Genomic DNA, 13,768 nt, shown 5'->3' with positions numbered 1-13,768 from the left:
AACCCTCCACAAGATGGAAACTTCGCATGAAATGCGTTCTCTTGTGTGTAGCCTTCCCTAAAATCATCCTGACATTGTGCAATACAGAAAACGGTTTGATTTTCCTTTAATTCTGCAAATTATCAAATCGAAATAGGATGAGCATAAATTAAAACTAAAATCATTTGCCAAGATACTTCTTGCCGATTGGATTATACATTTACTATGAATAAATGCTAAAATACAGGTATAGTGGACATTTCGTAATCTCAGAAATAGCATCGATACAGGCCTAATGGCCCTCCACGAGATTTAAATGATCGTTTCCCTTCATGGACGGCCATTTCTTTCAAAGAAATGTGGATTCATTTTCTATTTATCCTTACAATAATGAAGAGCGAATATCCATTTATCAATAAACGCAATTAGAGGAGTGACTAGCAGTTGAAAAGGATTTTCTCCGGCATACAGCCATCAGGTTCGGTAACGTTAGGTAACTACATCGGAGCCATGAAACAATTCGTGAAACTACAAAATGAATATGAGTGTTTCTTTTGTATAGTTGACCAGCATGCCATAACCGTTCCACAAGATCGCCTTAAATTAAGGCAAAGCATTAAAACATTAGCTGCTTTATACTTGGCCATTGGCCTTGATCCTGAAAAGAATACGATCTTCATTCAATCAGAGGTGCCAGCACATGCTCAGGCAGGCTGGATTTTGCAAAGCATTTCCTATATCGGGGAACTGGAGAGAATGACACAATTCAAGGATAAATCATCTGGCAAGGAAGGGGTATCGGCTGCACTGCTTACATACCCGCCACTGATGGCTGCCGACATTCTCCTTTATGGCACCGATGTTGTTCCGGTCGGAGAAGATCAAAGACAGCATCTTGAATTGACACGGGATTTGGCTGAAAGATTCAACAAAAAGCACAACGAGATTTTCAAGATCCCTGAAATAAGCCTGCCTACAGAAGGGGCACGAATCATGTCGCTTCAAGAGCCATCCAAGAAAATGAGCAAATCCGATGCCAATAAAAAGGCTACAATTGCCCTATTGGATGATCCGAAGCAAATCGAAAAAAATATTAAGAGCGCAGTTACCGATTCCGAAGGCATTGTCCGCTATGATAAAGAAAACAAAGCAGGAGTTTCCAACTTGATGTCGATTTACTCCATCTTCAGCGGGAAAAGCTATGCAGAGATTGAAGGGATGTACGAAGGGAAAGGGTATGGCGACTTCAAAAGCGATTTGGCTGAAGTGGTTCTCGCCGAGATCCTTCCCATCCAAGAACGTTTTAATGAATTGATCGATTCACCTGAATTGGATGAAATCCTCGATCGCGGAGCAGAAAAAGCGAACAAGGAAGCCAATAAAATGATCAGAAAAATGTATAATGGCATGGGACTTGGCAGAAAAAGATAAAAAAACAAGACGATCGTCCCTGTCTGTAGACAAAAAGGTTTCGGAATGATATCATTCCGAAACTTTTTTGTTTTTATTAAAGAGGGTTGGTCATACACATGGTGATACTTTCGAAGAATCCTTCATTTGTTCAAAGTGGTGTATGGGGGGGCTGATCCAGCTTGAATGGAAAGGCAACAGCTTTGGAATTCCAGGATTCCCAGGCACCTGTTCAACTAAAAAGAGATGCTCATCATGTGTAATTCTAGATGTTACAAACTACACTAACCCGTTGCTGTTTAGTAACGCATATAATCAAAAAGCGCATGCCTCCTGCCTAGAAATGCGGGTCTACGTGGGACCCCGCAGGCAATAAATTGAAGTGCACCCCCATTGTTGGACACATATCTAACAATGGGGGTGTACGTCAAAAGCCGAGGGGACTCACGGACCGCCCGCGGAAAGCGAGCAACTGCAGTGCCATGAAATGCTCATTGTACAAATCACTAAAATTGTAGGCAATGACAATACTAGCTTAGTGTTCACTCAAAGTGCAATAAAAAAAAGACGATCCGCACCGGATCGTCTTCTTGAAGTATTTCTATAAAATCGATGGGCTATCGCCAGCCTCGACTTGCCAAAGCTTTTCAAAAAAAGGCTGCCCCTTCACCAAGTTCTCGCAAAGTTGAAGGTGCTTATCCGACCAGCCCTCCTTCATTTCTTCATATAACTCAAGCCACGCTAGTTGAAACTCCATCTCTTGAATGCTCTCATATTTTTCAGGAGCCCATTCTGTATACCAATAACGGATTTCAGCGGTGTTTTTCGCCGTGAATAGCTGATCCATCGCCATGAAAAGTAATTGCTTCAGCTGTCTTTCCTTTCTAGTCAAACCATTCATGAATAAAGGTGACGGCGATAAAATGTGATATTCTTTTTCAGATGTAGGTTTTTCAGTAAATGTGTAATCCAGGACATCATGATTTTCTATCATGTCATAAACAATTTGTTCCTGGCGGGGAATAATTCTGCTTTTCCTGATCGGAATATGATAACCTATCGTATCAACAGCTAGAATCCCATTTCCATCAGTTACGATAAAACAATAGTCAAGCTGAATTCGTTCATGATTTTTTCTTGCATATGCTTTTTGATACACATCATTCAGCAACGGCTTAGGCAATTCTGACAAGTCATTTTCTATGTAGTCGAACAATGTTGCCGACACTTTCAACAAAGGAACTTGATCTAACAGTTCAATCCCATCATCCTTCCTCCATTCGTGAAAATGGCAAATGTTATAGCCGTTTTCTTCTCCTTCAAACCAGTTAACCCATACATCATGAAGATATAGCATCATTCATCCCTCACTTAAACAAATTTCTGTTTGTCACTCAGTATAGGCAGGAATCATACAATTTATTCCTATTCCAAAAAAACAGATTAAAGAAAAAAGAACGGATAGATTCGTTCTTTATAAGAATTCTTCAGATTGAACGATGAATGATTTTTTCACAGAACGTTTTTCGGATTTCCCCACTAAATAAAAGCCGCTGCAGTATCCTAGCATATGCGGGTATTCTTTTTGGCCAAGCAGAAGGATATCATGCAGGGGGTCCGTGCGCTTTATCGTGTGTTTCCCTTCCAGATGCTTGCTCCAAAACTCTTGCAGTTTATCTTCCTGATATAACTTGGTCCATCTAGCTAAATATTTTGTACCCAAATATCTCTCGACTGTTCGTTCAGCGAGCCCTTCCATGATCATCGTGTCCAGAAGCGTAAATTCTTTCTGTTCCTTCTCTAAATGATGCAATCGGCAGATATGATGATATTCATGAATCAGCACAGCCTCCATTTCCTTGTCGTCTATATTTAAGTCATAAAAAAGAAACAATTTATCTTCAAATGCCAACCCTGATTTCGTTTCATTTTTTTTCTTCCACACCCCGGAAGACATCAGCGGAAAAATATATATGGGCACATCTGGCCCTCCCCACATCTTCTTATAAGTTGTAAATAGATTTTGAGTTTTTTTCCACGAATCATTATCTTGTAAAAATTCCCAGGTCGATTTAGTCCTTTGATTCGGAGAATACATGCCGTGCTTCAATAAGTGCTGATAAATCACCTCTCCATCTATCGAATTGCGGAACGTACTTTTAAGTCTTTCCATCATCTGTATCGGGCGGTTGAAATCCTTCTTCAGCCATTCATCTGTTGAAATAACTCCCATTTTCCTGCCCTCCGCTTTTTTGACTATCTTATGATTTCAAAAAGCGGTTGACACCCCTTCGCATTTACGACTGTACAAAAAAAAGAGCAGATCTAAAAAGATCCGCTCCACTTCAATTATTGATATTTCTTGAAAAGAATCGTGGCGTTATGTCCACCAAATCCAAGGGAATTACTGATTGCAGCATTAATTTCGCCTTTTCTTGCTTCATTCGGAATATAGTCCAAATCACATTCAGGGTCTGGCGTTACTATGTTGATGGTTGGCGGCAGAATGCTATCCCTGATCGCTTGAATCGTGAATATTGCCTCCACTCCACCTGCTGCCCCTAACATATGGCCCGTCATGGACTTTGTTGAGCTGATCGCAAGTTTATATGCATGATCGCCAAAGACTTCCTTGACTGCCATCGTTTCATATTTATCATTATACGGTGTACTCGTTCCATGGGCATTTACGTATTGGATGTCTTCCGGGTTCAAACCTGCATCATCAATCGCAATTTTCATCGCTCTTGCCCCGCCTTCTCCACCAGGTGCCGGAGCCGTAATATGGAAGGCATCCCCAGTGGAACCATAGCCCGCTATCTCGGCATAAATCTTCGCCCCTCTGTTCAAGGCATGTTCCAAATCTTCCAGAACGATAATGCCTGCTCCTTCACCGATTACGAATCCATCACGATTCGCATCGAATGGACGGCTAGCCGTTTGCGGATCAGGATTGGTCGATAACGCTGTGTTTGCACAGAAGCCTGCAACCGACATCTTCGTGATTGGCGCTTCCGCTCCACCTGTGATCATTGCATCGGCATCGCCCCGTTGGATGGCCTTAAATGCATCACCAATCGAGTTCGTTCCAGTTGCACAGGCTGTTACCGTACATGAATTGATTCCTTTTGCTCCAAGCAGGATAGATACCTGGCCAGCTGCCATATCCGGGATCATCATTGGTACGAAGAAGGGGCTGACACGCTTATATCCCCTGTTTATAAAGTTTTCATGCTGTGTTTCCAATGTCTCCAGTCCGCCGATGCCAGAACCGATCCATACCCCTATACGTGCAGCATTTTCATCGGTTATTTCCAGCTTACTATCATTATAAGCCATTACGGATGCGGCAATGGCATAGTGCGTGAACCGATCCATCTTGCGCGCTTCTTTACGGTTAATATAAGTTTCAATATCAAAGTCCTTGATTTCCGCTGCCACTTTAACGGGGAAATCATCAGCGTTCAAGCGTGTTAATGGCCCTACACCCGATTTTCCCTCGATTATATTCTTCCAGCCTGTTTCTGCATCATTACCAACTGGAGAAATGGCTCCAATACCTGTTACTACTACACGACGATTCGTCATTCGAAATGGCTCCTTCCAATATTAAAAAGTTCGTACGTTTATTTGTCTTTTATTTCCCCCATCTAAGGGCGATCGCTCCCCAAGTTAGGCCTCCGCCAAAACCGACCATGATGATCAGGTCATTGTCCTTGATCCTTCCCGCTTCCATTTCTTCCACAAGGGCAATCGGAATGGACGCTGAAGAGGTATTTCCATATTTATGAACCGTTTTTGTCATTTTTTCAACCGGGAGTCCAAGGCGTTCCCTTGAAGCTTCCATAATGCGGATGTTCGCTTGATGAGGGACAAGTAAATCTACATCCTCTTTTGTCAAACCCGCTTTATCCAGTACGTTCAGGCTGGATTCCCCCATTTGGCGCACAGCGAATTTAAACACTTCACGGCCATTCATGCTGAGGAATTCTCCTTCCTGCATTAAGTACTTCCCGCCAGATCCATCTGCCCCTAATTCGAAGGAAAGGATTCCTTTTCCTTCTGACACAGGTCCAACTACAGCTGCACCTGCACCATCACCAAAGAGAACGGCCGTATTGCGGTCTTCCCAATTAGTTATTTTCGAAAGTTTCTCGACTCCTACGATCAGCACATGCTTGTATGCACCCGTTTGAATGAATTGCTGTGCCATAATCATTCCATACATAAAGCCCGCACATGCAGCACTTACATCCATGGCAGCTGCCTTTTTCGCTCCTAATTTCTCTTGGATCATGCAAGCAACAGTAGGGAACGATTGATCCGGCGTCACTGTAGCTACAAGAATCAAATCTATGTCTTCAGCTGAAATTTCCGCATTTTCCAATGCAGCTTTTGCCGCTTCATAAGCCATATCAGAAGTATTTATATCATCATTGGCAATTCTTCTTTCCTCGATACCCGTCCTTGTCCGGATCCACTCGTCAGAAGTGTCCATCATTTTCTCTAAATCCGCATTTGTTAAGATTTTTTCGGGTAAGTAGCGGCCAAGCCCTAATATTCCAGCGTTCATATTGCCATCCCCTTATATTTAATGAGTTATTATAATCATCTATTATTACCTGGTACTAATTTTATATAAAAAATCACTTCCTTGCAAGAGCTAACAGTTTGAAAGTATAAAAGAAACGGATTCCGAGTTCGGTTATGAGCCTATTCCAAGGCGATTTGGGGACATACATTAATAAGGGAAGGCTCATTTCGAAAAGATTGTTGTTTTTATACGAAACGATCTAAGGTTGATTGGAGGAGAAACCAACCACACCGCTTTACGGTGAAAAGCAACAAAGGATGCGAAAACACCCTTAATAATTAATCTGGAAAGGGGGGAATGATTATGGATATCTTCAACCGCAACAATCATAGGACCGAGGATGATCATTTTTCGAATTTGATGTTCGGCAGCAGGAAAGCAGAACCGGAGAAAGATGAATTAGAAGAAGGTGAATCCAGTGTTGATTACCTGAAATTGATGCAAAGCGTCGAAACATTGATGGGTTTATACGGGCAATACAAGCCAGCCATCGAGAAACTGAACCTGAGTCCAATGATCGACAAGTTCTTGAAAAAGGAATAAAAAAAAGCAAGGCTGCCGGTAAATCCGGACAGCCTTCCTTTTAATTAACGTTGGGCATCTTGCTTGCCAAGCTCATAGGCCTCTTGCATGACGCTTTTGAAAAGCTCCATGAACGGCTCTGCCATCTCCATTGAGAAGGGAATCCCGCTCGCTTCAAGTTTCGCTTTAGCCTCAGGGAAGTACTTCATTGCTATCCCCATAAATTCAAGTGTTTTGTCTGAACTCATTTCCGTTTCCTCCTTACTTTTAAAAAATTCATTGATCGTTGTGATGCCTAAAGAAAGCTCAATATTATCATAATTCGCCATGTCCCTTTCGTAAAGGGCGTAAATTAAATATCAAAAAAAATAGAAGTTCATGGATAAGGTATCCATGAACTTCTATGGTACTCGACAAAAAGGCGTGAGGCAAATATACCGTTCGTTCCTTTACGAATAATGAAAGCCTTCGCCTCCGGGAATTGCTTTAACACTTCATTTCGCTTTTCTCCACTTTTTAAGTAAGCTTAATCGTTTATTATGTTTTCTTTGTAAGGCCACGCCTTCCTGCGGATCCGTGTTGCATTGCACCTCAACTATGCTGCCTTTGTTGATTTCGGGTGTTGGGGCAAATGATGAAGCGATTTCTTCATCAAAAACATGCGCCGCACATTTATTCCAGTGATCGGCTATATTGCTTGATAATTGAATGCTCCTATCCGAAGAAGCAAGTACTCCTTCCAAAGCACTCACGAAATCAGAAACGAAGAGGGCATCCCCCGTATATTCTTTAGCAATGGCCGCTTCGATGACAGACGATCCTTGTTGATTGATTCCCACTTCAAAACTCATTGCTTCCGATTGCCAAGGTCCATAAACCGTCGGTAAATATATGATTTTGGCAGAGTCGATGCCTTCTATCGCGGATATGATGGATTGAAACAAACTCTCTTCTGCTACTGGCATGAACAGAACAATATTTGGCGTTTCGCTCAGACCTTTCTTTTTGCATTTTTCAATGAACGAACCGATTTCACTTAACAGTAATTCAGTATTACCATATTTCCCGTGATAAATATCGTAACAAGATATGAACACCGTGTCCTGACGAGCAATATCCAATAACTTAAGTTTATTTACCGGAAAGTATATATAGTTAGCGCTTCTGCCTATTTCAAGTTCCTTTTCTTCCATAATATACGGGCTGTCATCCTTATCAGCCCAATCTATCCCAATAACCTCTTCACCTTGGTTCAAAAAATATTGAGTCACATAGAAACCTATGAATTGATAAGTGCCTATCACAATATATGTCTGCATCAATACAGCCTCCTCGTATGCCATCAAGCCTGCTTCATCCGGCACGTCTAGTTTTTTTAGATGCTGTATCGTATGCAAACCATTGTGTAAATATATCCAAACTCACAAATCCTCTTCATTTTGATTGAAAAATTTTTGGATTTGAGATGGGATTTTATAACGTTTTTCGGGCAATAAATACGTCAGCTGCAAGTCGGCCTTTCTGGCTAGCTGTATTTGTCTGTAAAGGGAGGCTTGCTCTTTCCGCATGCTTCCAAAAACCTGAATTACCTTCATCGGGATTTTCTCCGGGATTACAGGTTCTTCGGATTTCAGAATATAGCTTTCACATTCTGCTGGCTCGAGCTCATATGCAGCTGCCACCTCGGACAGCCATTTTTTATAGAAAAATTTATTTTCCTTTTCTTTTTCAAGCTGCGCTTTCAAGGAGAAAACCGGATCGATCAATACGACAGATCGGATATTATTGCCAAGTTCATTCATTAGCTTCAAGGCGAGGAGCGCGCCTGCACCCTCTGCCAATACATGAACCCTTTTATTGACTATTTCCTTTTTCATGAAAAGTATATATAAGTTAAGGGAAAGATCCATTGCTTTAGGGCTGCCCCAGTTGGCTCCATATAGATTGGATGAAAATAACGTGTATCCGAATCCCTTTAAATATTCCAATATTTGCAGCCTGCCGGGGTGCTGAAGCCAAAAGCTGCTGTCTTTTTCGACAAAATGACTGCGATCTCCAATAACCAAAACGGAAAAACCACTGGGCCGCTCTGGATAATAGATGATATTCCATTGGTCGTCAATTTGAAAAGTTCGTTGTTCCATCGGTCTAACTCCTTTAAGGAATATTACTACTACTATATTAATTTATGACGTAAAATAGAAAGGGTCAGTGGAAACGCCTAACTTCTTAGCTTAAATTAACCAAGCAGGGAGGATTTTTTCATCCATGGACCGCAATGATTTCCGTGATGACCTTTGATATCGACCCGCTTGGCCTGGAAGGTTCTATCAGTGAATGCACTGAATTATTTAACGGGTATTATTAAAAACCCGTTTTAACTGCATATTAATTATGGTAAGATAAAAATGAATGTAGTGGAATGAGGTGAAATTTCGATGCGTTATGCTTGGACAATTTTTTGGACATTCTTATTAGTGCATATGACTGTATATGTTGTTTCTTCCATGATGGGAGTTTCATACGATGCTGCACAGGGATCGATTCTAGGAATAGCAGCTTCTATCCTGATCTTAATCATCCCTGCTATTTTGCCTGCTGGGCCAACAGAAGAAGACTCCCATCAGCATTAAGAAGCAAAAGAGGACATCCTATTTGGATGTCCTTTTTGTTATACCGCCCTTTTCTTTCGATTAAACTGAATTTCATATATTTAAAGGAGAACCAATTCATCATCATTAAGATCGATCGTTATCCCTTCTTTTAGACCGTCCGTCCCGGCTATGATTTGACGGGCGATTTTTGTTTCCAGATGCTTTTGGATGAATCGTTTCAAAGGCCTTGCACCATATACCGGATCATATCCTTGTTCGGCAATGAATTCCTTTGCGGCTTCAGTGACATTCAATCGAATATTCTGCTCGGTTAATCTCACTTGCAATTGCTGAACCATTTTTTCTACGATTTCAACGATTTCCTGTTTTGTAAGAGGTTTGAATAAAACGATGTCGTCTACGCGATTCAAAAATTCCGGGCGGAAATGCCCTCTTAATTCTTTGAACACTTGATCTTTGATTTCCTCTTCGATGGCGCCATCATTCCTGCTGGACTGCAACAAGAAATGGGAACCTATATTTGAGGTCATGATGATCACCGTATTTTTACAGTTGATGGTTCTACCTTGGGAATCGGTAATCCTTCCATCATCGAGCATTTGCAGCAAAATATTGAATACCTCAGGATGTGCCTTTTCGATTTCGTCCAATAATACGACTGAATATGGATTTCTCCTGATAGCCTCTGTTAGCTGGCCGCCTTCCTCAAAACCGACATATCCAGGAGGGGCTCCAACAAGACGGGAAACGGAATGTTTCTCCATATATTCGGACATATCGATTCTAATCATATGTTCTTCACTATCGAATAACGTTTCTGCCAGTGCTTTTACCAATTCGGTTTTTCCCACACCGGTCGGTCCGAGGAAAATGAACGAGCCGATGGGCCTGTTTGGATCCTTGATTCCTGCCCTTGCCCTTAGAACTGCGTCAGAAACAAGTTCAACCGCTTCCCCCTGACCAATTACACGTTCATGGAGGATATCCGATAGACGAAGCAGTTTCTCCCTTTCGCTTTCCACCAGCTTGCTGACAGGAATGCCCGTCCACCTTGCCACGATCGAAGCAATTTCTTCTTCCGTTACTTCTTGGCGAAGTAATCGTGACTCCTGTTTTTCTTGTTCCAATTCATCCTCCATCGCTTCCAATTCTTTTTGAAGCTCGGGAATCCTTCCGTGCCGGAGCTCCGCTGCCCGATTAAGGTCATAGTCATTCTCGGCCTGCTCCAATTCATGACGCAGCTTCTCCAGTTCTTCACGTTGATCCTGAACCTTTTGAAGCGCCGACTTCTCCATTTGCCATTTGGATTTCATTCCATTCGCCTGATCTTGAAGTTCCGAAAGTTCTTTTTGCAGCACTTCCAGCCTTGCGATACTTTGAGGATCTTCTTCATTCTTCAAGGCCGCTTCTTCAATCTCTAGCTGCATGATCTTTCTCGTGATTTCATCCAGCTCCGATGGCATTGAATCGATTTCCATCCGGATCATGGCACAAGCTTCATCAACAAGATCGATTGCTTTATCCGGCAGGAACCGCTCCGTTATATATCGGTTGGAGAGAACGGAGGCTGCCACGATCGCCCGGTCATGAATCCTGACACCATGGTGAATTTCAAACCGTTCCTTCAGCCCCCGCAAGATGGAAATGGTATCTTCCACATCGGGCTCTGGCACGAGTACCTGCTGGAAACGACGCTCCAGAGCTGGGTCCTTTTCGATATATTTTCGATATTCATCCAAGGTAGTTGCCCCGATGCAATGAAGCTCGCCACGTGCAAGCATAGGCTTCAGCATATTACCGGCATCCAATGCCCCATCCGTTCTGCCTGCGCCGACGATGGTATGCAATTCATCTATGAATAACAAAATTTTACCATCACTTTTCTTAATTTCATTCAATACGGCTTTTAGCCGTTCCTCAAATTCGCCACGGAATTTTGCGCCTGCGACAAGCGCGCTCATATCCAGTGAAAAAACGGTCTTGTCCTTCAATCCTTCCGGGACGTCCTTCCTGACGATCCTTTGGGCCAGCCCCTCGACAATCGCGGTTTTTCCAACCCCAGGCTCACCTATCAATACGGGGTTGTTTTTTGTTTTACGTGAAAGGATTCGAATGACGTTTCGAATTTCCGTATCACGTCCTATGACAGGATCGACCTTCCCCGTTTTAACTTCAGCAACGAGGTCTCTGCCGTATTTTTTCAATACTTCATATGTGCTTTCAGGATTTTGACTAGTCACTCGCTGATTCCCCCTTATATCCTGTATGATCATTTTCGCTTTATCGTAATCCATTCCAAATGATGAAAAAAGCTTGATAACATTCGCTTTACTGCCTTTCAATACTGCAAGCAGGATATGTTCGACTGATAAATATTCATCCTCCCACACCAGCATTTCCTTTTCGGCGGCTGTCACGATCTGCTGAAGTGAAGGTGACATGTAAATCTGGGAAACACCCCCGCTTACTTCCGGCAAACGATCGAGCTCCTTATTCAGCTCCATTTCAAATTGATCAAGCGATTTATCGGATTCCGATAAAATCCTGACCAATATACTATCATCCTGCCCGAGAAGATTCTTCAATAAATGAAGCTCCGTCAACTCCGGATTCCCTCTCTCGCTGGCTACCTCTTGTCCCCCGATGAATGCTTGCTGGGTTCTTTCGGTCATTCTATTCATATCCATCCTGAATACCTCCCATCATTACATGAACGATTTAAGTTTGACCAATTTTGACCTTTATATTTTTATTATACTTCTAATTTTCCCCATGTAAAGAAAAGTTAACATGAATCCACAATGCAAGTTAAAAAAAAGGAAAAAACCTTTCTCCATGACGAAGAAAGGTCAGACTGTAGACAAACTCGATGAAAATCGTATTTGTCAATGTTTATGAGTTGTACAATGTGGCCGTTGCTTTCCTATCGGGTCACTCGCTTTCCGCCTGCGGGATCTCCCGTTACTCGCATTCCCCTCAGGAGTCCCGTACCCTCCGTTCCAATCAACTTTGTTTTACCTTCTCGATAAATCAAGTTTGCCTAGATTCATGTTTGTTTTTAAATAGAAGGAGTAAAGCTTGCAACGAGACCCATGGAAACGTCAAATTCGGAAATTGCATGAGGTGACTTCCGAATTTCCCTAACCAGTCCTATTTCCCCTCACCAACACGCCTCACGCGGTTTTCAAGGTAGCCGATTTTATCGATTTCGATCTTGACCACATCCCCATCTTTCAGGAACACTTGCGGGCTGCGCGCAAATCCCACTCCACCAGGCGTTCCAGTGAGCACGATGTCTCCTGGTTCGAGGGTCATTAAATTCGATAAAAATTCAATTAAATATTTCACATCAAATACGAAGTTGGATGTATTCGTTTTTTGCCGTTCTTCTCCATTCACCGTTAATCGAACATGTAAACCGGATGGATCGGGCAGCTCGTCGGAAGTAACCAACCAAGGTCCAATCGGAGCGCTTCCATCTACCGTTTTGCCTTGAAGCCACTCGATTGTACGCCGTTGGATGTCGCGATACGTAACATCATTGGCAATCGTATAACCTGCTACATAATCGAGAGCATCTTCTTGTGACACTTGGCGTGTCCTTTGTCCGATGACAAATGCGAATTCAGCTTCATAATCAAGCTGTTCAGAGATCGGGAAGAAGGGAATGTCATCCTGGGGTCCGATCACTGCATTCGTGTACTTGGCGAATACAACCGGAAAAAGTGGCAATTCTCGCCCCATTTCTGCAATATGCTCACGATAGTTTTGGCCAACACAGATGATTTTTCCTGGATTTTGGACAGGTGCCTCAAGTTTTATATCCTCCATGGCATGTATCAATTTATGTCGAAATGAATCACGATTATCGATTGCATAGTCAGCCGCCTTCTTGGCAATGGCCATGCTTTCCTTGCCCCCCTGTAAAAAATCGACCATCGATGAGGGGACATACGCGTTTGCAATTTGTACACTGCGCAGTTTCCCTTCACTTTCAAGAAATGCTTGATAAGCATAATTCAAGTCCACTATTTCATCATTGGGGTAAAGCGCTCCAATCCGTTTAAACCCTTCATTACTGAAAGTCACTAATTTCATATCCCATTCTCCTTTACTAATCACTTTTATTGGTGGTTGCTCATGGACGCAGCCAAGCCCACTTCTTTTGTTTATGTATAAATGATTCAATATTCGGAAATTCACTTATTTTCTATATCATTATAAAACTCCCATAATCCACATGGCAAATGGATGATATGCAAGACTATCAATCTTTTTATTCGGGAATAAAAACAAGGCAGGGAAATTGCTGAGTCAAATCATATTAGGAAGATAAGGAAAAGGAGTTATTCCCTCCTTTTCCCTGCTTTAAGTTTTTTCAAGGCTTCCGCTGATAAGTCCATATCCGGTTATGATTGGATGTTTCAGGAAAGGAATCTCCTGCATCGAGTTTTACCATTTTCGGATTAACAACCGTACTGCCCGTTTCACCAATCTCTACGTAGGTCCCATTATTAGGTGCCTTCTGACCTGGCTTGAATTGACGATTTTGCCCCATAGATTTCACTCCTTTACATGCTTTCCTTGTTATTATTGCCAGGATTTTTCCTTTCATGTCTGAAAAATTAAGGACAAAAAGGAAATCCGC

Annotated in this window: 13 protein-coding genes; 3 read left to right on the top strand and 10 right to left on the bottom strand. The window is 42.3% G+C overall.

The features are described from left to right. Nucleotides 1-423: 423 nt before the first annotated feature. Nucleotides 424-1,410, top strand: a complete 987-nt coding sequence (trpS, locus tag MHI53_RS06425; protein WP_100533831.1) for a tryptophan--tRNA ligase — start codon at nucleotides 424-426, stop codon at nucleotides 1,408-1,410. A gap of 580 nt (nucleotides 1,411-1,990) precedes the next feature. Here trpS and MHI53_RS06420 read toward each other — a convergent pair. From MHI53_RS06420 to MHI53_RS06405, 4 genes are all read right to left on the bottom strand, one after another. Beyond that, nucleotides 1,991-2,746 (bottom strand): YjbA family protein, encoded by a 756-nt coding sequence (locus tag MHI53_RS06420; RefSeq protein WP_061143027.1) that lies wholly within the window; start codon nucleotides 2,744-2,746, stop codon nucleotides 1,991-1,993. A 117-nt stretch (nucleotides 2,747-2,863) separates the two neighbouring features. Then, nucleotides 2,864-3,622: a DUF2268 domain-containing putative Zn-dependent protease gene (locus tag MHI53_RS06415; protein WP_340373058.1), complete on the bottom strand. Its 759-nt coding sequence runs from the start codon at nucleotides 3,620-3,622 to the stop codon at nucleotides 2,864-2,866. A 116-nt stretch (nucleotides 3,623-3,738) separates the two neighbouring features. After that, on the bottom strand, nucleotides 3,739-4,977 hold the full coding sequence (gene fabF, locus MHI53_RS06410; RefSeq protein ID WP_061143028.1) for a beta-ketoacyl-ACP synthase II: 1,239 nt from the start codon (nucleotides 4,975-4,977) through the stop codon (nucleotides 3,739-3,741). Nucleotides 4,978-5,026: 49 nt separating this feature from the next. Then, nucleotides 5,027-5,962, bottom strand: coding sequence for a beta-ketoacyl-ACP synthase III (locus MHI53_RS06405; protein ID WP_061143029.1), 936 nt, complete (start codon nucleotides 5,960-5,962; stop codon nucleotides 5,027-5,029). A gap of 324 nt (nucleotides 5,963-6,286) precedes the next feature. Between MHI53_RS06405 and MHI53_RS06400 the strand changes: the two genes are divergently transcribed. Next, complete coding sequence (locus tag MHI53_RS06400) at nucleotides 6,287-6,526, top strand: hypothetical protein (protein WP_340373057.1); 240 nt, start codon at nucleotides 6,287-6,289, stop codon at nucleotides 6,524-6,526. 44 nt (nucleotides 6,527-6,570) lie between these two features. Here the strand turns inward: MHI53_RS06400 and MHI53_RS06395 are convergent, their stop codons facing one another. The 3 genes from MHI53_RS06395 to MHI53_RS06385 all read right to left on the bottom strand — a co-directional run bounded on the left by MHI53_RS06395 (nucleotide 6,571) and on the right by MHI53_RS06385 (nucleotide 8,649). Beyond that, a complete protein-coding gene (locus MHI53_RS06395; protein WP_034314525.1) occupies nucleotides 6,571-6,753 on the bottom strand; it encodes a ComZ family protein in 183 nt (60 codons plus the stop codon). Nucleotides 6,754-6,999: 246 nt separating this feature from the next. Continuing rightward, a complete protein-coding gene (locus MHI53_RS06390) occupies nucleotides 7,000-7,824 on the bottom strand; it encodes a hypothetical protein (RefSeq protein WP_340373056.1) in 825 nt (274 codons plus the stop codon). Nucleotides 7,825-7,926: 102 nt separating this feature from the next. Further along, on the bottom strand, nucleotides 7,927-8,649 hold the full coding sequence (locus tag MHI53_RS06385) for an alpha/beta hydrolase (protein ID WP_061143032.1): 723 nt from the start codon (nucleotides 8,647-8,649) through the stop codon (nucleotides 7,927-7,929). A 294-nt stretch (nucleotides 8,650-8,943) separates the two neighbouring features. On the opposite strand from MHI53_RS06385, the gene MHI53_RS06380 reads away from it, so the two are divergent. Continuing rightward, nucleotides 8,944-9,138: a YjzD family protein gene (locus MHI53_RS06380; protein WP_061143033.1), complete on the top strand. Its 195-nt coding sequence runs from the start codon at nucleotides 8,944-8,946 to the stop codon at nucleotides 9,136-9,138. Between the two features lie 80 nt (nucleotides 9,139-9,218). Here MHI53_RS06380 and clpB read toward each other — a convergent pair whose 3' ends face one another. The 3 genes from clpB to MHI53_RS06365 form a co-directional block, all read right to left on the bottom strand. After that, nucleotides 9,219-11,807: an ATP-dependent chaperone ClpB gene (gene clpB, locus MHI53_RS06375; RefSeq protein WP_340373055.1), complete on the bottom strand. Its 2,589-nt coding sequence runs from the start codon at nucleotides 11,805-11,807 to the stop codon at nucleotides 9,219-9,221. A gap of 463 nt (nucleotides 11,808-12,270) precedes the next feature. Then, entirely contained in the window at nucleotides 12,271-13,218 is a 948-nt protein-coding gene (locus MHI53_RS06370) for a fumarylacetoacetate hydrolase family protein (protein ID WP_340373054.1), read from the bottom strand. 280 nt (nucleotides 13,219-13,498) lie between these two features. Continuing rightward, nucleotides 13,499-13,678 (bottom strand): YjzC family protein, encoded by a 180-nt coding sequence (locus MHI53_RS06365; protein ID WP_061143036.1) that lies wholly within the window; start codon nucleotides 13,676-13,678, stop codon nucleotides 13,499-13,501. Nucleotides 13,679-13,768: the final 90 nt, after the last annotated feature.

Source organism: Peribacillus sp. FSL E2-0218 (assembly GCF_037992945.1).
Lineage (GTDB): Bacteria > Bacillota > Bacilli > Bacillales > DSM-1321 > Peribacillus > Peribacillus simplex_B.
The sequence above is the reverse complement of the archived record's forward strand: the minus strand, read 5'-3'. Positions and strand labels throughout refer to the sequence as shown.